The organism is Peptoniphilus stercorisuis (assembly GCF_017874395.1).
In the GTDB taxonomy this organism is placed as follows: domain Bacteria; phylum Bacillota; class Clostridia; order Tissierellales; family Peptoniphilaceae; genus Anaerosphaera; species Anaerosphaera stercorisuis.
In genome coordinates this window covers 1-21024 of the sequence record NZ_JAGGLJ010000001.1, presented here as the reverse complement: position 1 = coordinate 21024, position 21024 = coordinate 1, and the positions used below count along the sequence as shown (strand labels likewise).

21 protein-coding genes are annotated in these 21024 nt (G+C 26.1%); 10 read left to right on the top strand and 11 right to left on the bottom strand.

Annotated elements, in window-relative coordinates; all coding sequences use genetic code 11:
• Positions 1–101: 101 nt before the first annotated feature.
• The 6 genes from J2Z71_RS00105 to J2Z71_RS00080 all read right to left on the bottom strand — a co-directional run bounded on the left by J2Z71_RS00105 (position 102) and on the right by J2Z71_RS00080 (position 6283).
• Positions 102–839, bottom strand: a complete 738-nt coding sequence (locus tag J2Z71_RS00105; RefSeq protein ID WP_245311135.1) for a TRM11 family SAM-dependent methyltransferase — start codon at positions 837–839, stop codon at positions 102–104.
• 2 nt (positions 840–841) lie between these two features.
• On the bottom strand, positions 842–1708 hold the full coding sequence (locus J2Z71_RS00100; protein WP_210059813.1) for a type II restriction endonuclease: 867 nt from the start codon (positions 1706–1708) through the stop codon (positions 842–844).
• A 2-nt stretch (positions 1709–1710) separates the two neighbouring features.
• Positions 1711–2547, bottom strand: a complete 837-nt coding sequence (locus J2Z71_RS00095; protein ID WP_210059812.1) for a DNA adenine methylase — start codon at positions 2545–2547, stop codon at positions 1711–1713.
• A gap of 94 nt (positions 2548–2641) precedes the next feature.
• Positions 2642–4180, bottom strand: coding sequence for a ClC family H(+)/Cl(-) exchange transporter (locus tag J2Z71_RS00090; protein ID WP_210059811.1), 1539 nt, complete (start codon positions 4178–4180; stop codon positions 2642–2644).
• Between the two features lie 91 nt (positions 4181–4271).
• Positions 4272–5666 carry an MATE family efflux transporter gene (locus J2Z71_RS00085; protein ID WP_210059810.1) on the bottom strand — a complete coding sequence of 465 codons (1395 nt, stop codon included), beginning with the start codon at positions 5664–5666 and terminating at the stop codon, positions 4272–4274.
• Positions 5663–6283: an NAD(P)H-hydrate epimerase gene (locus J2Z71_RS00080; protein ID WP_210059809.1), complete on the bottom strand. Its 621-nt coding sequence runs from the start codon at positions 6281–6283 to the stop codon at positions 5663–5665. Before J2Z71_RS00080 ends, J2Z71_RS00085 begins: the two co-directional genes overlap by 4 nt.
• Positions 6284–6552: 269 nt before the next feature.
• Between J2Z71_RS00080 and J2Z71_RS00075 the strand changes: the two genes are divergently transcribed.
• Positions 6553–7587 carry a DUF3048 domain-containing protein gene (locus J2Z71_RS00075; protein ID WP_210059808.1) on the top strand — a complete coding sequence of 345 codons (1035 nt, stop codon included), beginning with the start codon at positions 6553–6555 and terminating at the stop codon, positions 7585–7587.
• 145 nt (positions 7588–7732) lie between these two features.
• Here the strand turns inward: J2Z71_RS00075 and J2Z71_RS00070 are convergent, their stop codons facing one another.
• Together J2Z71_RS00070 and proC are read right to left on the bottom strand one after the other, a co-directional pair.
• Entirely contained in the window at positions 7733–8320 is a 588-nt protein-coding gene (locus J2Z71_RS00070; protein WP_210059807.1) for a DJ-1 family glyoxalase III, read from the bottom strand.
• A gap of 67 nt (positions 8321–8387) precedes the next feature.
• Positions 8388–9176: a pyrroline-5-carboxylate reductase gene (gene proC, locus J2Z71_RS00065; RefSeq protein ID WP_210059806.1), complete on the bottom strand. Its 789-nt coding sequence runs from the start codon at positions 9174–9176 to the stop codon at positions 8388–8390.
• Positions 9177–9307: 131 nt separating this feature from the next.
• Here proC and J2Z71_RS00060 point away from each other — a divergent pair, with 131 nt between their 5' ends.
• The 4 genes from J2Z71_RS00060 to J2Z71_RS00045 all read left to right on the top strand — a co-directional run bounded on the left by J2Z71_RS00060 (position 9308) and on the right by J2Z71_RS00045 (position 11695).
• Positions 9308–9910 carry a chromate transporter gene (locus J2Z71_RS00060; RefSeq protein ID WP_210059805.1) on the top strand — a complete coding sequence of 201 codons (603 nt, stop codon included), beginning with the start codon at positions 9308–9310 and terminating at the stop codon, positions 9908–9910.
• Entirely contained in the window at positions 9903–10472 is a 570-nt protein-coding gene (locus J2Z71_RS00055; protein WP_210059804.1) for a chromate transporter, read from the top strand. The genes J2Z71_RS00060 and J2Z71_RS00055 overlap by 8 nt, the downstream gene beginning before the upstream one ends.
• A gap of 103 nt (positions 10473–10575) precedes the next feature.
• Complete coding sequence (locus tag J2Z71_RS00050) at positions 10576–11148, top strand: chromate transporter (RefSeq protein WP_425351645.1); 573 nt, start codon at positions 10576–10578, stop codon at positions 11146–11148.
• On the top strand, positions 11141–11695 hold the full coding sequence (locus J2Z71_RS00045) for a chromate transporter (RefSeq protein ID WP_245311133.1): 555 nt from the start codon (positions 11141–11143) through the stop codon (positions 11693–11695). The genes J2Z71_RS00050 and J2Z71_RS00045 overlap by 8 nt, the downstream gene beginning before the upstream one ends.
• A 29-nt stretch (positions 11696–11724) precedes the next feature.
• Here the strand turns inward: J2Z71_RS00045 and J2Z71_RS00040 are convergent, their stop codons facing one another.
• Positions 11725–12210 (bottom strand): MBL fold metallo-hydrolase, encoded by a 486-nt coding sequence (locus tag J2Z71_RS00040; protein ID WP_210059803.1) that lies wholly within the window; start codon positions 12208–12210, stop codon positions 11725–11727.
• Complete coding sequence (locus J2Z71_RS00035) at positions 12207–12434, bottom strand: hypothetical protein (protein WP_210059802.1); 228 nt, start codon at positions 12432–12434, stop codon at positions 12207–12209. The genes J2Z71_RS00040 and J2Z71_RS00035 overlap by 4 nt, the downstream gene beginning before the upstream one ends.
• A gap of 547 nt (positions 12435–12981) precedes the next feature.
• Here J2Z71_RS00035 and J2Z71_RS00030 point away from each other — a divergent pair.
• From J2Z71_RS00030 to J2Z71_RS00010, 5 genes are all read left to right on the top strand, one after another.
• Complete coding sequence (locus J2Z71_RS00030) at positions 12982–13551, top strand: chromate transporter (RefSeq protein ID WP_210059801.1); 570 nt, start codon at positions 12982–12984, stop codon at positions 13549–13551.
• Entirely contained in the window at positions 13544–14110 is a 567-nt protein-coding gene (locus J2Z71_RS00025; protein ID WP_245311131.1) for a chromate transporter, read from the top strand. Before J2Z71_RS00030 ends, J2Z71_RS00025 begins: the two co-directional genes overlap by 8 nt.
• A 41-nt stretch (positions 14111–14151) precedes the next feature.
• Positions 14152–14910 (top strand): heparan-alpha-glucosaminide N-acetyltransferase, encoded by a 759-nt coding sequence (locus tag J2Z71_RS00020; protein WP_210059799.1) that lies wholly within the window; start codon positions 14152–14154, stop codon positions 14908–14910.
• Between the two features lie 209 nt (positions 14911–15119).
• Positions 15120–19814 carry a hypothetical protein gene (locus tag J2Z71_RS00015; protein WP_210059798.1) on the top strand — a complete coding sequence of 1565 codons (4695 nt, stop codon included), beginning with the start codon at positions 15120–15122 and terminating at the stop codon, positions 19812–19814.
• A 363-nt stretch (positions 19815–20177) separates the two neighbouring features.
• Positions 20178–20825, top strand: a complete 648-nt coding sequence (locus J2Z71_RS00010; protein WP_210059797.1) for an S-layer homology domain-containing protein — start codon at positions 20178–20180, stop codon at positions 20823–20825.
• A gap of 57 nt (positions 20826–20882) precedes the next feature.
• Here the strand turns inward: J2Z71_RS00010 and J2Z71_RS09065 are convergent, their stop codons facing one another.
• Positions 20883–20996 (bottom strand): IS3 family transposase, encoded by a 114-nt coding sequence (locus J2Z71_RS09065; protein WP_425351647.1) that lies wholly within the window; start codon positions 20994–20996, stop codon positions 20883–20885.
• Positions 20997–21024 lie beyond the last annotated feature (28 nt).

The window sequence follows — 21024 nt, the reverse complement described above, 5'->3', positions numbered from 1 at the left end:
TAGATTATATATATAAAAAGAACAAAGTTTTTTATACAAAAAATAGGCCTTTTGGCCTATTTTTGTTATAAATTTTCACTTTTAAAATATTTATCTATATTTTATTTATGAAAAATAAAAAGATATTCATGAGCTAACAATAAAAAATTATATTTAATACTGTTTGTTTTCCAGAATCCCGTTGCCCTACAATTATGCTGTTCTTTTATAACTATCTCTTTTAATATAAACCCTTCTTCAATAAATATATTCATTATATTAAATCCCATTGGAATTACATGACCTTTTTTCCTAGTATCTCCCATTAGAACTGCACAAAATTTTTCTTCTTTTAACACCCTATAGCTTTCCTTTGCTACCAATTTCATAGATTTATAAAAATCATCAAGTTTCATAAGAGATAAATCTCCATCAATGTCTTCGCTATATTTTATTATATTTGAATAAGGAGGATGCATCATTATTAAATCTATACTATCACTCTTTAAAAAGTCAAGATTTCTAGAATCTCCTTTTCTCAATGTAACATTGGATTTAGTATTAGAATCAAATTTAATTTTCTCTTCACATATCTTCAATGCTTTAGGATTTATATCAACTCCTATTATATTTCGATTTAATATTTTAGCTTCAATTAAACTCGTTCCTGAACCTACAAATTGATCTAATACTAAATCATCTTCTTTTGAATATCTTTTCAAAATATTTCTCGGTATGTATGGAGACCAATTCCCTCTATATTTAGAATCATGAGTTGCCCATTTTCCTCTTTTCGGAAAACTCCAAACAGACGTATTTTCAATTTCAAAATCTTCTAATTCAAATCTATCTATATTCAATACTATCCTCCTATTACAATATCCTCTAAAACCCCATTTTCTAAATCTTTTATATTCAATATATTATCTATTTCATTAAAAGCTTCCTCTAAAGGATTTTTTGCTGTTTCCCATCCCTTCCCATCAGTTATCCATACAAATTTTGTATTCTCATTTTTATTTATTAAATTATTTAATGTAATAAATTCTCCAGCAGTTGCTTTTAATTTTGAACCGCCACCATTATAAAAATTAGTTTCTATTAAAATAATCTCTTTTCCTTTTTTTATTGCAAAATCATACCTACGACTAGATTTATCTGTTGGTACTTGTTCATTAAACTCAGACTCAATTTTTTTTGATGTAGCTTGACTAATATAACTTATATTATTTTGTTTACACATCTTTTTTAAATATTGCTCTACCAAATTTTCCATTAAATTCCCTGTTCTATTTTTTCTTGCATTAGTATCTAATCCAACTTCAATTCCAAAATAATAATCTGATAAATTTTTAATATTTTTGTTTTTTAATATATTTAAAAAGCCTGTTTTTTCTGAAAAATCTACTATATGCTGAATTTCTTCATTTGTATATTCTTTCTTTTTATAAAATTTATAAATAATTGATTCTTGATTATCAAAAATATCTATTTTACTTTCTCGAATTGCTAAACACATTGGAATAACAGGTACTACTTCTGGATATTCTTTAATTATATATCTAAATTCATCCAAAATATTTTGCTTTCCTATTAAAGTATTTAAAATATTTAATGGTATTTCAACTTTACCTGTATTTCCAATCACTTTATCCCAACAAACAAAATAGTCGTACCCTTTAATTGAATCTCTCATGTTATTAATTAAATCATTGAAATTTCTCTCCATAACTAAACCTCCATGTTTGTAATTAACACTTCTTTAACTTCTCCTCTTTTATCTCCTTGTGAATTTATTACTCTCTTAGAATATATTTCAATAATATTATAATCACTATATAAATCTAAAATAAAATCACAATAAGAATTAGATTGTAAAAAATTAATATTTTTTTTATTTAACTTATCACAATTTTCTTTCAATCTAATTTGGTCCTCTTTATTAAAACCATCTTTACTATAATCTGTGAAATTTGATGTATCTGATATAGGATAATATGGTGGATCTAAATATACAAAATCTTCTTTTTTAGCCATCATAAGTATATCTTCAAAATCTTTATTAAATATCTTAATATCATTTTTATTTAAATATTTATTCAAATTATATAAATTTAATTCATCTATTATTTTTGGATTCTTATAATTTCCATAAGGAACATTAAACTCATTTTTCTTATTAACTCTATACATACCATTAAAACATGTCTTATTCAAATAAAGCATCCTAGATGCTTTTTCTATATTTGATAATTTATTAAAATCATCTATACTTCTGTCTATTTCTCTAATTTCATAAAAATATTCTTTATTATTTTTATGTTTATTTAAATCTAAAATAAGTTCAGATACATCACTTTTAATAATATTGTATAAGTTTATTAGTTCTCCATTTATATCATTAATAATAGCTTTTTTTGGTTGCAACTTAAAAAATAATGCACCACCACCTATAAATGGTTCAATATAATTATTATAATCATCAGGTATATACTTCTCTAACTCACTTAAACTCTGTCTTTTTCCACCAACCCACTTAACTATTGGTTTTAATTCTACATTACTCAATTTATCACCTTTTAATTTCTATTTGTATTTCTATTATAATTTATATCTCTAAAAAGAACAAAGTTTTAAAAATAGGCCTTTTGGCCTATTTTTGTTATAAATTTTCACTTTTAAAATATTTATCTATATTATACTGATATTTTTCCTTTGCAATAACAGTTATCTTATCTCCATTTAGAAGTTTATCCTTTGATGTTGGCACTATTTCAACTCCATCTCTTTCTATTGAAGCTACTATTAAATGATGAGGAAATTCAATTTCTTCAAGGGTTTTTCCAGTACATTTTGAAATATCAGAAATTATATATTTATATATTCCATATCCTTCTTCTTCACTTACTTCTTTGATTTTTAAGTTTTTCATTATTCCATCAAAAAGCGTTTCGTAAATTGGTGGATTATGAAAGGACTCTGCTATAAAAAATGCAACTATTGAAACTGCTGTTAGAGATATTAAATGAGAAAAAGATCCTGTCATTTCTGTTACAAGAAGTATGCTCATAATCGGTGCTCTTACAACTGATGTTAAAACTCCTGCCATTCCTAGTATTATAAAATTAATATAATATTCTTCTATATTAAGTACAGGACTTACTAATTTAAAAAATATTGCCCCACTTACTCCTCCAAGCACAAGCACTGGCAAAAATATACCACCTTGAGCTCCTGAGCCATAGGAAATCCATGTATAAATTAGTTTTACTACTAATACTACTAATAGAAATTTAATTGGATAAAACTCCCCAGAAATACTTTCTATAAGCTCATGCCCTCCACCTGTTGCAAAGTGAAAGTTATATCCTACAAAAAGTGCCACAACCATTGCTATTATAAGTCTTGCACTTTGATTTAATTTTGTCTTTTTATATAATTTTTGAGTCTTAACAAGTCCTATATTAAATAGTATTCCAACAAGCCCTGTTATTATTCCTAAAATAATTGCAATATAAATGTATTTTACTGGAAGAGTTTCTTTTACACTAAAAGAAAAAGCTGACTCTTCACCTAATAATAAAAAGGAAATATAATTTGCTATAACAGATGCTATAAGACAAGGTACAAGAACAAAATGTGAAAAACTCTTATGAATTTCCTCTAGAGAAAATAATGTTCCTGCAAGTGGAGCATTAAAAGCTGCTGCAAGTCCTGCTGAAGATCCTGCTGTAATCATATATTTTGTTTCAATTTCATCTCTTTTTAAAATTTCCGCTATTTTTTTAGCAATAGCTCCACCTATTTGAATTGATGGACCTTCTCGACCTAGTGATAGTCCTGCAATATTACCTAATGTTCCTCCAATATATTTTGATATTAAAGTTTTATTTTCATCCATACTTACTCTTCCTAAAACTTCTGCTCTTATTTGTGGAATACCTGATCCACCTGATAAGGGTGCCCATTTTAGTAATTTGGCCATTATTAATGCCATTAATATAAATAAGAAAAGAAAAAGAATAATATGAGGTATATCTTTAAAACTATAAATATATTCTCTTACTATATTAGTTTTAGAAATTATGTATCTATATAGTACTGAGAAAAATCCTGATATAATTCCAATTAATATACCATCAAAAACCATTCTTAAAATCAACCTATTATCCTTTGGTTTTTTTATAAAATCTTCTTTCAAATTTTTCACCTCATTAATATAATATCAAATATTTTTTTAAATTTAAAATTTTACATAAAAAAACTGCCCTATTTCTAAGACAGTTTAATTTTTATATACTTTGTTTTTGTTCTTTTAGTTGTTCTTTTAGTTGTTCTTTTAGTTGTTCTTTTGGTCTCCACTTTCCGAAGAAATAATATAATGTAGTTAAAATACAAGTCACAATCCAAGATATTGGATAGGATAAATATATTATTCTCATACTTGGCCATACTTCAAGTGCTGTATAAATCCAAACCATTCTAAGTCCACACATTGAAAATATTGAAATAATCATTGGTGGCATAGCTTTACCTGCACCTCTTATAAATCCTCCAAAGACTTCACTTATTCCATATATCCAGTAGGATGTTGCTAAAACATAAAAACATTCTGCTCCATATTTTATTACAGCTGGATCCTTATTAAATATTCCAATAAGTTCTTCTGCAAATATTGCTCCTATTAGTGAAAGAACTGCTGCAAGACCTATTACAAGTCCTATTGAAACTTTTACACCTTGTTTAATTCTTTCGTGTTTTTTAGCTCCATAGTTTTGTCCTGCAAAAGTAGTAGCTGCAAGTGCTATTGCCTGTAAGGCCATAAATATAAATCCATCTATTTTAGTTTCAGCTGCCATTCCTGCAATTGCATCTGGTCCAAAAGCATTTATCTTTGCTTGAATCAAAACATTTGATAAGGAAATAACTGCTGATTGAATTCCTGTTGGTATTCCTATTTTAAATATTGTATTTAACATAATTTTGTCAAATTTAATATCTTTTATTTTAAGTCTAAAGTTTCTTTCTGATTTTATTAAGTTATAAGTAACTAATATAGCCGCTGCAGTTTGAGCACCAAATGTAGCCCAACCAGCACCTCTTGCAGACATTTTAAAACCTGCAACAAATATTAAATCTAGTACAATATTTATTACAGCACTTATACATAAGAAGTTAAAAGGTCTTCTTGAATCTCCAACAGACCTTAATATTCCAGCTCCCATATTATATATAAGAAGAGGAGTTACACCTAAGAAAAATATTCTCATATAAGCTGCTGCATCATCCATAATTTCAGCAGGAGTATTTAACATCTCAAGAAGTTTTGGAGATGTAACTATACCAATTACTGATAAAATAAGCCCTCCTACTATTGCTATTGCATAAGATGTGTGAACTGACTTTTGTAAATTCTCACGATCTTCAGATGCAAATAGTTGAGCAACTACAACAGATGCTCCCGTAGTAAGACCTAAAAAAAGTCCAATTAATAAGTTTGCAATCTGTCCTGTTGCTCCAACAGCTGCCATTGGATTTTTTCCTGCAAATTTACCTACTATCATAAGATCTGCAGTATTATAAAGTTGTTGTAAAAAATTTGATAATAAAATAGGTATTGCAAAATAAATAATACCTGATGCTATTGAACCTGTTGTTAAACTTAAATTTTTCTCTAATCTTTTCATATCTTTGGTATCCCTACATAAACTTCCTTAATTTTTCCCACAAAATCGTTCTTTAATAATCCATGTTTTATATCATGAATAGTAATAGTTTCATCTGATTTAACCATTATTCCTAAAATATCTCCAGAATTGGCATCAAGACCTGATGGTATATCAATAGCAATTGTATAATTTGAATGTTGATTTATACAATTTATTACATCTTTATAAATCCCACTTATATTTCTTGAAAGTCCCGTTCCAAAAATACAATCAATGCTTATTTCATTTATCTCTAAACTATTTACTAAATTATCTAAATCTTCTTTTTTATTAATATAATAAATATTTTTTGTAAGTTTTTTTAAAATTTCAAGATTTTCAGTAAATTCATTACTTTGTCTTCCTTCAATAATAAAAATATCTACATCTTTCTTATTAAGTAATAAATGTCGTCCAAGGGCCAGTCCATCTCCACCATTATTTCCACTTCCACATATAATAGTAAAGGAATTATAGTCTTTGACTTCATTAAATACACCCATTGCTGCGTTCTCCATTAAAACAATTGATCTTATACCATAATTTTCTATGGCATTTCTATCAAGCTCAATCATTTCTTCTCTTGATATACTCATAGTCTCACCTCATTTGCTCTACTTTTATCATAACAGAAATAAACTATATTAATAGCAAAATCCTCTTTTAAAACACTTTATTTCAAACAAGTATTTATAGCTATTATGCATATTTTTATAATATTAATACAAAGTAAATATTTTGTCTATATATTTTTACACTATATATTGATTTTTACCCATTTAATCATTAAACTAAAGTAGCAGACAAAAGCAATAATTAAAATTGTTAATAATATCATTATTAAAATATATATAAAGGACGAAATATGAAAACATTAAAAAAAATCACATTAATAATTTCTCTTTCTATTTTCTTAACATCTTGTGGATCAAATAGTCCCATTAAAGAATCTAAAGTAGAAGAAAAACCAAAATACTATGCACCACTTAGTGGAGTTGAAACAGAAAAAGACATTAAAAATGAACCAGTTTTTTCTATTATGTTAGATAATCACCCAGGCGCTAGACCTCAATCAGGACTTAATGATGCAGAAATAATCTATGAATTTAAAGCAGAAGGTCAGTACACAAGATATCTTGCACTATTTCAAAAAAATCAAGCCTCTGTAATAGGACCAGTTAGATCTGCAAGACCTTATTTTGTAAATACAGCCTCTGAATATAACTCAATCTATGCCCATTGGGGAGGATCAGAAGCTGGATATAATCAAATTCAAAAATTATCTCTAAAGGATTTAGACGGAATATTTCTTGAAGGAAGTACTTATTATAGAAATAGAGATGTAAAAAAATATGCCCCACATAATGGTTATACAAATTATGAACTATTAAAAAAATCATCAGAAGAAAAGGGCTATTTAGAAAATATTGAAGAATTTCACAGTTTTTATTATGACTATTCTAAAGATCTTGAAAGTGTAAATAAACAAATGGGTGAAATAAATGCAACTAATATGTCCTTTGACTTTTTTAAACAATATAATATGAGTTTTGAATATAATATAGAAACTAAATACTATAAGGCAATTAGAAATAATGAAACTTTAATTGATGAAAAAGACTCATCAGAAGTAAGACCTAAAAATATAATACTGCAATTTGCAAACTCAAAAGTTACAGGTCCAAATCTAACTCTTACAATAGATCATATTGGAAGTGGTAGTGGAAAATTATTTACTCAAGGAAAAGTTATAGATATAAACTGGACAAAAGACTCAGAAAGTTCAAAAACTATTTTTACAACTTCTTCAGGTGATGAAATAATACTATCTCCTGGACTTACTCTTATAGAAGTACTAGATGAAAATGACAATATTAAAATCACTCCAGATATAGATTAACAAATTAAAAATCTTGAGCAAATTGAAAAAGAAAAAGAAATTGAAGAATTAAAAATTGAAGAAGAAAATTCTAAAAAATTAAACTATAAAATTAAAAATAAAATAGACTCTATTAAAAACAAAAAAGACGCCTAGGCGTCTTTTATTATTTTACTTTTCCTTCTTTTATAAAATCAACTAATTTGTCAAATAATACATCTTTTTTTACAGCTTCTGCTGCTTTTTCATCATTTAAATATTCAATTAATTCAAAAGCTAAAACTTGAGCAAAAGATGGTCCCATAGCAGTGATAATATTATTATCATGAACTACTGCCTCATCTAAATTTCCCTTAGTTTCAAGGTTTTTTTCAAATCCAGGATAACAAGTATATTTTCCCTCTTTTAATATTCCAGTTTTATCAAATACAATAGGTCCTGCACAAATTGCAGATACAAGTCTATCTGAATTTTCATACATTTTAACCATTTCTTTAACTCTAGAATCATCAGCAAGATTTGTAGCACCAGGAAGTCCACCTGGAATATAAATTCCTCTATATTCTTTTAAATTAATTTCATCAATATGTTTATCAGCTACAACATCTATACCATGTGCACCTTTGACACGTTTTCTATCTGTCATAATACTTACAAGATCTATTTCAAAATCTGCACGTCTTAAATAATCACATACTGTTAAAGCTTCAATTTCTTCAAATCCATCTGCTAAAAAAATAAGTAAATCTTTCAAAAATTATCCCTTCTTTCTATAATACACTAAATTAAAGTTCTTAATTTTATAATAAATATTCTCTATATTACTTACCCATATTCTTGCTTTTTTTAACTGAGGCATCTATTGCAGATATTATAGCTGATCTAAAACCATTATCTTCTAGTGCTTTTACTCCCTCAATAGTTGTACCACCTGGAGATGTAACCATATCCTTTAACTCTCCTGGATGAAGATTTGTCTCAAGAAGCATCTTTGCAGATCCAAGTACACTTTGTGCTATAAATTTATAAGCATCTGCTCTTTTCATACCATTTAGTACAGCTGCATCAGAAGCCGCCTCTATAAACATATATACATAGGCAGGAAGACATCCACAAGATCCAGAAAATGCTGGAAAATACATTTCATCTAAAACCTGCGCTATACCAAAACTACTAAAAATCTCCACAATATCTTGAATTTCTTTTTCATCAATTAAACTATTTGGACAAATTGCAGTAATAGCTTCCTCAACCATAGCTGGTGTATTTGGCATAGTCATTACTATTTTTCTATTTGGAAGCATCTCTTCAAGAGATTTAATACTAAAACCTGCAGCAATTGAAATAAAAACTTTATCACTAGTTAAATATTCATTTATTTCATTAATTACCTTTTCATATATATTTGGCTTAACAGCAAGAATTATATAATCAGATTCCTTTGCAACTTCTATATTGGAAGTAGTTGTTTTAATATTTTCAAAATTTTCAAACTTCTCTAAGTTTTTTTTGCTATGATTCGAAAGTATTAAATCATATTTATTTTTACAAAGTGCAGTTGCAATTGCACCACCCATATTTCCAACGCCGATTATTCCTATTTTCTTCATAAATTACCTCCTATAATTAATTTCATTATTGCACAAAGACAGTTTTTTTTCTATATTTTATAATTAATTATCCTTTATACCTTGATTTTACCTACTTAGTAGGTGTTATACTAGTATAGGTGATAAAATCAATGGAAAAAACAGAAAGAACTATCAAAGAAAAAGAAGAGAAAAATATTTCTCTACTTAAATTATTTACGACATTTTTCAAAATTAACGCCATTACCTTTGGTGGGGGTTATACTATTGTGCCCATTATTAAGGACACTTTCGTAAGAGATTATAATCTTATGACAGAAGATGAAATGCTAGATATTATGGCCCTTGCTCAAAGTGGACCAGGCGCTATGGCAATTTCAACTTCAATACTTACAGGATACAAGCTAAGAGGACCAATAGGTGCTATTACTACACTTAGTGCATCAACTTTACCTTGTATACTAATACTTTCAACAGTATCTGTATTTTATCAAGAATTTAAAACAAATTTTTATGTAAATGCAGCACTTGAAGGAATAAGTGGAGTTATATGTGCAATTCTTTTGACAACAGTATATAACATGGGCAAACTTGCCTTTGACAAATATCCTGGATTTTCATTATTAGTTATGGTTTTAATATTTATACTTGGATTTTTTATTAAAGTCCATACAGCAAAACTAATATTACTATCAGCAAGTCTTGGAATAATTATTTTCTTTTTACTTCATATAGGAGGTAAACTAAATGATTAAATTTTTTACAACACTTTATTTAACATGTCTTAAAATTGGAGTATTAGCCTTTGGTGGAGGATATGCTGCAATGCCTCTAATAGAAAGATTTATAGTTAAAGAAAATGGCTGGCTTCAAATGAGTGAATTTGTAGATTTAGTTTCAATATCTCAAATGACACCAGGACCAATTGCAATAAATGCAGCAACCTTTGTCGGTCAAAAAGTAGGACATTTACCAGGCGCCTTTGTAGCAACACTTGGAGTAGTTACACCACAATTTATACTTATGATGATTTTTGGACATTTACTTTTTACAAAGGGCAAAAAATTCAAAGTACTAGACTGGATGTTAAATGGTGTAAAAGCAGGAATTGTAGCATTAATACTTATTACAGCTCTAAAACTTATAGGAGCAAGTATATTTCCACAAGGACTTGTAATTTCTAAAATGCAAATAGCAGCAGCTATTACATTTATAGTTGGATTTATACTATATTTTAAAAAACTTCAACTATTTCAAATAGTAGGAATAGGAGCAGTACTTGGAATAGCAATTAATCTTATAATTGTAAATATATAAAATTGACCTTTTTAGGTCTTTTTTTATTATTAAAAATAAAATTTTTCTATATTGCTTTTTACTTATTGCCTTATTGGATATAATAAAATTAGGTGGTGATTTTTTGGAAAATAAAAAAGACATATCTTTAATGAAACTATTTACAACATTTTTTAAAATTAACGCCCTTACCTTTGGTGGTGGTTATACAATAGTTCCAATTATAAAAGATACTTTTGTAGAAGATTTAAAACTAATTAGTGATGATGAAATGCTTGATCTTGTTGCCCTTGCACAAGGTGGACCAGGAGCTATGGCAATATCTACATCACTACTTACTGGATATAAACTTCGTGGAGCACTTGGTGCTATTACTTGCTTAATTGCATCTGCACTTCCCTGTTTATTAATACTTTCAGTAGTATCTTTATTCTATAAAGAATTTAGATCAAATTTTTATGTAAATGCAGCCCTAGAAGGAATAAGTGGTGCGATCTGTGCAGTTTTATTTATAACAGTTTTTAATATGGGAAAAACTGCCTATAAAAAATTCCCAGTATTCTCATCAATAATTATGATTTTAATATTTGTACTTGGATTTATACTTGGAGTTCATACAGCTCCATTAATATTACTAAGTGCCATTTTAGGATTTAGTGTATTTTTCATAATAGACAGGAGGGGTGAACTTGATTAGTTTAATGGTGCAATTATACTTTACTTTTTTAAAAATCGGCGCCCTAGCCTTTGGAGGAGGATATGCAACAATACCTCTAATAGAAAGATATGTAGTTAACGAAAATGGTTGGCTCATAATGGAAGAATTTATAGATCTAATATCAATATCTCAAATGACACCAGGACCAATAGCAGTAAATGCAGCAACATTTGTTGGACAAAAAGTAGGTGGATTTGTAGGAGCAGTTATAGCAACACTTGGAGTTATAACACCTCAATTTATACTTATGATGATCCTTGGATACTTCTTATTTTCTAAAGGTAAAAAATTCAAAGCACTTGATTGGATACTAAATGGAATAAAAGCAGGAGTAGTCTCTCTTATTTTAATAACAGCAATAGAACTTTTTGTAACTAGTCTATTTCCAGAGGGAATAAATGCCTTTAAAATAGTTCCTGCAATAACATTTATAGTAGGATTTATACTATATATTAAAAAAATAGATATGTTAAAAATTATTGGAATAAGCGCCCTTTGTGGCATAATACTTAATTTTGTAATATAAAAGGACCTTTTAAAAAGGCCCTTTTTTTATTATAAGAAAGATTTTAAAATATTGATTAAATCTTCTTTTTTAATAGGATCATTATGTCCTAAAATTCCAATTTCAAAATCAATAGATTCTAAATTTTTTATTAAAATATTTAATTTTTCTAAATCATAATACATATTATTATAATAATCTTTACTTATTGAATCTCCTAAAAATAAAACTTTATCTTTTGGTACATAAATTAATACACTGTCATTAGAATGAGGTGCTTCTGTATGAAAAATCTCCACTACTAAATTTCCCAAATCAAACTTTAAATTATCTTCAAATTCAATATCACCCTTTAAAATTTTAATCTTAGATAAATCATCAAATTCCTTTAAGATATTATCATGAGCAAAGGGTATATCAATATTATTGCTAAGCCTGTAATTCATATCTTCAATATTCCAAGACCATTTAGACATTTCCTCTAACTTTTCATTAGTTTTTTTGTGCACAATAGTCTTTGCATCTAAAGCACTCATACCAAAAGTATGATCCCAATGCCAATAGTCAATATTGTAAAACTTGGCATAATAAAACCCAATTCCCTTAAAGCTTTATTATAAGAATTAACATGCTTATAAGAGGCACCAGCATCAACCATTATAGAATAGTTGTCCCCCTTAATATATCCAAGATTTGGATAGTCTTTTTCTTTGATTTGTGGAAGGTAGTAAATATTTTTACTAATTTGTTCAAACTTCATATTATCACCTTCTTTATTTAATTCATGCTTATTATAATCTCATAATCTAAAATTCTCTAGTATTATAAACTTAAAAATACTAATAAAGTAAATAATAATACAGAAAAAACATCAATAAAATATATTATAATAAAATAGTTTAAATATTTCTTAATAGGCCTATTTATCTTAAAATTATAATTAGTTAAAATAAATAAAACTATTAAAAAAATAAAATATAAAGCACCAAAATAAAAACTAATTTTATTAAAAAAATCTACACTTAAAACTCGTCTTTTTAAATACAAAGCTAAAAAATATATTAAATAAGCAAAACTCATTAAAATTCTTTGCAAAAAATATATCTTTGAATTTTTAAATCTCAAAAAATCACCTAATTAATAATAACACAAAATGAATAATATACATAAATTAATCAAAATGGTTAAATTTCAATATCAAGGGTATATTTTAATTAAAGGTAGTACCAGTTTACCTATTAAAAAGATTTTATTTAAGGAATTGTAATTTATAATGTTAAAAATATAACAATCTAGTAGGTGATCAAATGAAAGAAAAAAATATCTCACTTTTTAAATTATTTATAACTTTTTTTAAAATAAGTGCTTTAACCTTTGGTGGTGGATATACAATTATTCCCGTAATAAATAATGTCTTTGTAAATGACTTAAATTTAATTAAAGAAGATGAAATGTTAGATATTATAGCCCTTGCTCAAAGTGGCCCTGGCGCTATTACAATATCTACATCTATTCTAACAGGATATAGACTTCGTGGAGCAAAAGGTGCTATTACATCACTTATAGCTTCCTCCCTTCCCTGTCTATTAATTCTTTCTTTAGTTTCTTTATTTTATCAAGAATTTAAGACAAACTTTTACATTAAATCTGCTCTTGATGGAATTAGTGGAGTTATTTGCGCAATGCTATTTATAAGTGTATTTAATATGGCAAAGTCCTCTTACAAAAACTATCCAATATTTTCAGTAGTAGTTATGATTTTAATATTTTTCTTAGGATATACTTTATCAATACATACAGCACCACTTATTTTACTATCAGCACTTCTTGGATTTAATGTGTTTTTTATACTCAATAGAGGTGATAATATTGACTAATTTATTTAATTTATATATTACATTTTTTAAAATAGGATCTCTTGCCTTTGGTGGAGGATATGCAACAATACCACTTATAGAGAGATTTGTCGTAGAAGAAAATAACTGGCTTAGTATAATGGAATTTAGAGATATAGTATCTATTTCTCAAATGACACCAGGACCTCTTTCAGTAAATTCAGCAACCTTCGTCGGCCAAAAAGTATCAGGGACAATAGGAGCAATTATTGCAACAATTGGAGTAGAAACACCACAATTTATCCTTTTAATGATACTTGCAAATTTACTATTTAAAAAAGGCAAAAACTTTATAGCACTAGACTGGATTCTAACAGGAATAAAAGCAGGAATAGTTTCATTAATTTTTATAACAGCTTTAGAACTATTTAAAACTTGCATAATTCCAAATGGAATTAATAGCTTAAATATTATTTCAGCTATTACATTTATTATTGGAATAAAACTACATACTAAAAAAATAAGCCTATTTAAAATAATAGGTCTTGGAGCATCTCTTGGAATAATACTAAATATTATAACTCAAACAAATCTAATATAATAAAATCCCTTGGGTATATACTTTAACGAGGTGAAAAACTTTTGAAAAAATTAAATCTAGAAAAAAGAAATCATTATATTGATATGATTCGTGGAATTAGCTTAATTAGTATGATTTTATATCATCTCTTTTATGATTTAGTTTATGTTTTTAATATAAATATTGATTTCTATCGATTAAATAATGTAAAACCTTGGCAACTTTCCATATGTATTACATTTATATTAATAAGTGGCATTAGCTTTCACTTTTATAAAAATCATAGGAAACAAGGCTTAATAGTCTTTGGACTTAGTCTATTAATAAGCCTAATAACATATATATTTATACCCGAAGAAGCAGTAAAATTTGGTGTACTATCATTAATAGGTGCATCAATTATAATAATGGACTTGCTAAATAAATTTTTAAATAAACTAAACCCCTACTTTGGATTTGTATTATTTATATTATTATTTTTAATTTTTTATAATCTTCCCTATGGAAACCTTGGAATTAGCAGCATTGAAATATTAAATATTCCAGATTATATTTATAAAAGTAAATACCTATATCCAATAGGACTTCCCCACGAAGACTTTGTATCAGCAGATTACTTTCCACTATTTCCATGGAGTTTTCTATTTATATCAGGATATTTCTTGGGACATATATTAAAAAGAAAAAATCTCCTAAAACCAATGGGGAAAAACAATATTATTTCAGCAATAGGAAGACATAGTTTAGTCGTGTACCTTCTTCACCAACCAATACTTTACTTTGGACTTTTCATAATATTTGAAATAATAATTAGAAGATAGCCTAGGCTATCTTTTTTTTATGTAAATATTTAAGAAGTGTCTAATTTTTAGTTTCGCCCGATTTATCAATCTTTTCACAGGGTAATTTTACAATATAAATTATAGCATTTTATTTAAACAGTTTTAGTCACTTATGCTATGTTTTTTATATAAATGGAAGAATATTTTAACTTTTAATGAAAGAGGTGTTTTTATAGGAGAGGGCTATTATGAAAAATTTAATTAAAAAACTCATACTTTTTACTTTAGTTATTTCCCTATTATTTGATGTAAATATTTTTATGGGTTCTGTTTTTGCAAAGAATAATATTAAAAATAATGCAGTAAATACTATTGTAAAAAAAGATAATAATGAAACTCATAATCTAAATGATGATGATGAAAAAGATAGTGATAATAAAGAAGATTTAGATGATGATGAAAAAGATAGTGATAATAAAGAAGATTTAGATGATGATGAAAAAGATAGTGATAATAAAGAAAAAGATATTGATGAAGATATTGAGCTCGATACTAAAACTAAAATAAATGTAGTTGCTCTTTTAGATGGAGAAAAAATTCAAGATTCCTCTTTAAGTCCATCAAAAAATTTCGATAAATTTGAATATTCAATTTTTGATATTTTATATAATATTTTTGGAACTATTAATTTTGAAAATAATTATACTAATAAAAATTATGAAATATTAAACTATGAAATAAACGGGAAAATATATGATAAAAATTCCATTAAGGATAATAAAATAGATTTATCTGATAAGGATTTAAAAGAGTTAAATATAAATGTAAATTGTCAAAATATTTATTCTGTAAAAATCAATATCGGTCTAAATGATATATATCACCCAGAAAAAAAGCTATCAAACTTATCAAGAAATATAAAAGTAAGACCAAAAGATAAAATTAATATTAGTATTAATACAACAAGTAGAAATATTTCAATTAAATCTAGTTATGAAAGTACAAATATTTCTATTCCTAGTTACTATAGATCAATTAAAGAAATAGAAGAAGAATATGATTTTGAATTTGATAAAGATCTTGATATTTTCCAAAAAGATTTAAACTTAGATTTAAGACCAATAGAAATAACAAACACAGGAATTTCTTTTAAAAATATTCACAACGAAAAAAGTGTTAATATTAATTTTAAAAAATTAAATGAAATTGAAAATAAAAGTAATAAAAATGTTTTTTCTAATGAATATAAAATTGAAAAAATTACTGAAGATAAAGATTTAAAAGAAAAAATCAATAATTCTAAAAATGATGATAAAAAAGATACAGACAAAGTTGATACAGAAGATGTAGACCAAGATGATAAAGATAAAGAAGATAAAGATAAAGAGGATAAAGAAGAAAATAACTTTATTGATTCTGCGAAATTAACTGTTTTAAATAGATCTAATGAAATAAACGAAGAAAATTATAAAGAAGATTCTATTTATTATAATGACGAAATTAATGCATCTCTAAAAAACACTTTTGCAGAAGATGTATTAAGTAGTGGTAATCATATTTATGATTTTGATCTTTTCTTAGATGATGGAAATAAAAAAGAAATGTCAGAAGAAGAATTAAATTTTTCTATTATTCCAAATAGAAGTGTTAATAAAACTTTTAATTTTGATTCAAAAAGAGTTAATTATATTATAATAAGTGACTTTAATGGACAAAAAGTTGAAAATGAGTATTGGGTTACAATGGACCAAATAGTTAAATTTAATGGACAAAACATTGATAACTACACACTTAAAAATAAAAATATAAATTATATATTTGATGCTTCTACTGGTAATTTTAAAAATAATAATTCTAATACAGTTACTCTTGAATATATATTAAAATCAAGAACTGTTCCAGATAGTGACTCTTTAAATATAAATTATAATGTTTTAAATAAGCTTACTAATCAATTTGGAGCCGACGAAAATACTAATAAAAAACATGCACCTAGATTTTATAAAGGATACAAAGGTTCAGAGATTACTGTAAGCCCTATTAGAAACCACGATTTTGAAGATGATGATTACAAAATGTCTAGATTTAGACTTGCTGATGATAAAACTAAGACTAAGATTTTAAAATCTGATCATGATTTTTCTTTTCAATATATTTGTAACAACTTAACTTATTATATTGTTAAATATTTAGTATCTGATAAAGATGAAAATGGAAATGAAGTAATTAAAGAATTTATGAAGCCAGAGGTTAAATTTGATAAAACTGATACAACTGTAAAAATCATAGCAAAAGATTTAAGCAAATATAACCTATATCTTTCTGAGGACTGTATTAATCATAAAGATACTGAAATAGAAAAAGATGAAGATGGAAATGTTATAAATTATTATAAAAAAATCAAACTTGATGAAGACGGAAAAGTAGTATTTTTTAAATATGATGGAAATTTAGAACTACCAGAAATAAAGACAGCTGATATTACTATTGCTTTTTATAGACATAGAAAAGAATGTAATATTGAATATCCATACACAGATAAAAACTGTACTGAGAATTGTAAATATTTTCAAGATATAAAATCTAAAACTGGAGAATATGTAAAATTTAGCATACCACTTTCTGAGACTAAATCTATTATAGAGATGCCTATAATCCAAACAATTGGTTCAGGTTCTATTAAAACTGTAAAACTAAATAATAAACTATTAAAAGATTTAACACAATTTAAAAATAAATCCTCAGGCGAAGTAGCTCAATACGACGAAGAACATAATGTATATATAACACCTGATAGTTTAAACGTTGATTTATGTCGTGAAAAATTCAAAGATTATAAATCACTTACTGAAGAAGGTAATAAAAAATATGATATTGAAGTTTTTTATAAAATGACAAAAGGTGATCCAGAAACTCTTCCATCAATATTAAGTGATGTAAATTTAAACCATAAATATAGAGATGGAATTGAATTTAAAGATATTAATCTAGAAAATCAAGATTATTCTAATTTAATAACTCAATATTTAACTGGAACAACAATATCTCCAAGACCAATTAGCGAAAATATCGGTATTTATGAAAGAGAAGATGAAGAATTTAATGTAGTTGAAGAACCTAATAAATCATTTAAAGATGGTTCTACTTTATTAATAGATGGCGATAAAACAATAATTTATAAATATAAAACTAAAGATGAATTTATACCAAAAGATGATTTTAGATACAAAACAAATTACTACTGGATAAATAATAGTTCTTATGAAAATCTTATAGCTAATGATAAAAATATTGATATTAAAAACTTTACTAAATATTCAAAACTTGGTTCTCATGGAAGTATAAGCCCAAACAGTCAGGTATCTCCTATTGTAGTGCCTGCAAGTAATCTATATTCTAGTCCTGAAATTAAATATGTAGATCTTGATGGAAAAGAACATCTTGATGAAAATGGAAATAAATATAGATTTAGATATGAATATATATTTGAAGAAGGTCCATTTTATGATGAAAATCATATGACACGTAAAATTGTGAAAAACGAACAAGAAATACAAATTAAATATATAAGACATACAAAAGTTACTAAATTACCTCCAAATATTCCTGGAGAAAAAGATGATGGATCTTATACTGTAAATTATTTATATTCTAAAAAACAAAATGAAGATGGAACTATAACAAATGTAACTCCTGCAAAAAGTTTCTTTAAAATACAAGGAAATCTTTTAAGAGGAACTGTTGTTGGTGCTATTGCTTTTGATTTTGAAAACTTTGGATACACTCATCTTAAAGAAGATGATGAAGCATATAAAACTATGGTAATTTCAAATAACAAAACAAATGTATTAAATTTTTATTATCAAAAAAAATATAATTCTACAGAAATAGACCAACTTCCTGAAAATTGTTATATAAATTATTTAGACTATGATGACAAAAACAATATGAATATTTCTCCATCTGATATAACAATAGCTTTTCCAGAAGAAAAAGTTTCAGCAATAGCAAAAAACTTTGAAGATATTGGATACTTCTTACTAGCAAAAAATAAAGCTGGCAAAAAAGAACTAACTCTTAATTATGATTACGAAAAAAATACTATTATAGAAAATGGAAAATATAATAAAATCGACTTTTATTATAGAAAACTAAAAGACAATGAATATTTAAAAAACTATAAAGTGCGCTATGTAGAAAAACTTGAAGATGGTAGTTATCTAGATCTTATCCCTTCTAAAGAAGTTAAAAAACTTGAACTTAATGGATTTGAAGAATACTTTGAAAATCCAGAATTAATAGAAGGATATAGAACAACTGATAAACCTTATAAAATAAATGAAGAAAATATTAAAGAAACTAAAGAGATAATATTTGTATATACAAAACTTGGATATGTAGTTAAATATATTGATATGGACACTAAGGAAATCCTAGATATTTCAGAGAAAAAAATAGTTAATATTCCTGAAAATAAAAATGGCGAAAATACTATTTATGCTATTGAAAAGCCAAAAGAAATTGAACATCATATAGCTATATCTGATAATAAGACAATAGATCATAAGGGATTACTTGAAAAATATTCTATTGAAAATAATGATGAAAATAATGAGCCTATTACTGAAAATAATCAGGAATATGCAGTGTATAAAATAAAATACAAAAGAGTTCTTCCTTTTGAAGTAGCATATAGAGATATAGATACCTTAGAATTAATTAAAGATAATCTAAGAACAGGACTTAAGACAGAAGATCAAAAAGAAAAGAAAGCAAAACCTATTGAAAACTATATAAAAGTAGGAACTAAGAAAAAGAAAGTATATAGAAAAAACTTCTTCAAAAATCCTGACAATCCAAAAGAAGGATATAAGACTATTGAATATATTGATGAAGACAAAAATCTAACTAAAAAAAGCCTTCTTGCTCTAATAGTAAATTAAGATAATCAAGTAGAAAAAGAAAGCTTTAAAAAGTTAAAAATATTTAACTATAGACTTGATCTTCCTTATGAAGTCAAATATATTGATGAAAGTACAAAAGCTGAAATTGCAAATACAAAACACGCTTCTCTTTCTGATAAAGATGAAGTACTAGAAAAATCAATTGATATTTCTGGATACTATGGCCCTGATATTACAGAGCAATTAGTAAAAAGATCAGACTATATAAAAGAAAATAAAGATGGCAAAAAAGAATATCAAAAAGATAAAATAGTAATCGTATTTGATTACAAAAAAATTCCAAAATCAGGAATTCCATTTTTTGGAAAAATCACTCCTAAAGAGGATAAATTTTCTGAAAAATTGAATATTGATGATCACTTTGAATATATACAAGGCTATCCTGATCAAAGTGTAAGACCTAATTCTAATATATCAAGAGAAGAGGTTGCAGCAGTATTTTATAGACTTTTAGATGAAGATTATAAAAAAGAAATTTATTCACTAAAAAATAACTTCAATGATATTTCTAAAGACAGATGGTCAAATAAGCATATATCAACACTTACAAAGGGAAATATATTAAAAGGATATAAAGATAATAGCTTTAAAGGAAGTAATTTTATAACAAGAGCTGAAGCAGCAGCAATTGCATCTAGATTTGATAATTTAGAAAAAGTAAACTATAACTTCAAAAATACAAAGGGCCACTGGGCAGAAAAATATATCGGATCAAGCTACAATAAAGGCTGGATCAAAGGTTATGAAGATGGTACTTTTAAACCTGACGAATATATTACAAGAGCTGAATTTATAACACTTGTAAATAATGTTCTAAATAGAAAAGTTCTTCGTGAAAATATTTTAGATGGAATAAAAGAATTCAATGACCTAGAAAAAGACAAATGGTACTACGAAGCAATAGTAGAAGCCGTAAATGGCCATATTTACAACAAAAAAAATAATGTTGAGATTTGGAAAGTACTAGAAGACTTTAATCTTGATATGTAAAAATAAAAGGAGGCTTTAAAGATACTATGCCCTGTCAAGTACACATCAAATAAAATATTATAGATATTTTAATTTGTATTCTAAGGGAGATAAGTATCCTAAGACTTTTTGAATACGTTCAGTATTATACCACTGAACGTATTTTTTTATCTCCAAAATAGTTTCTTTCATATTTTTTAAACCAACTAATCTTAATCTT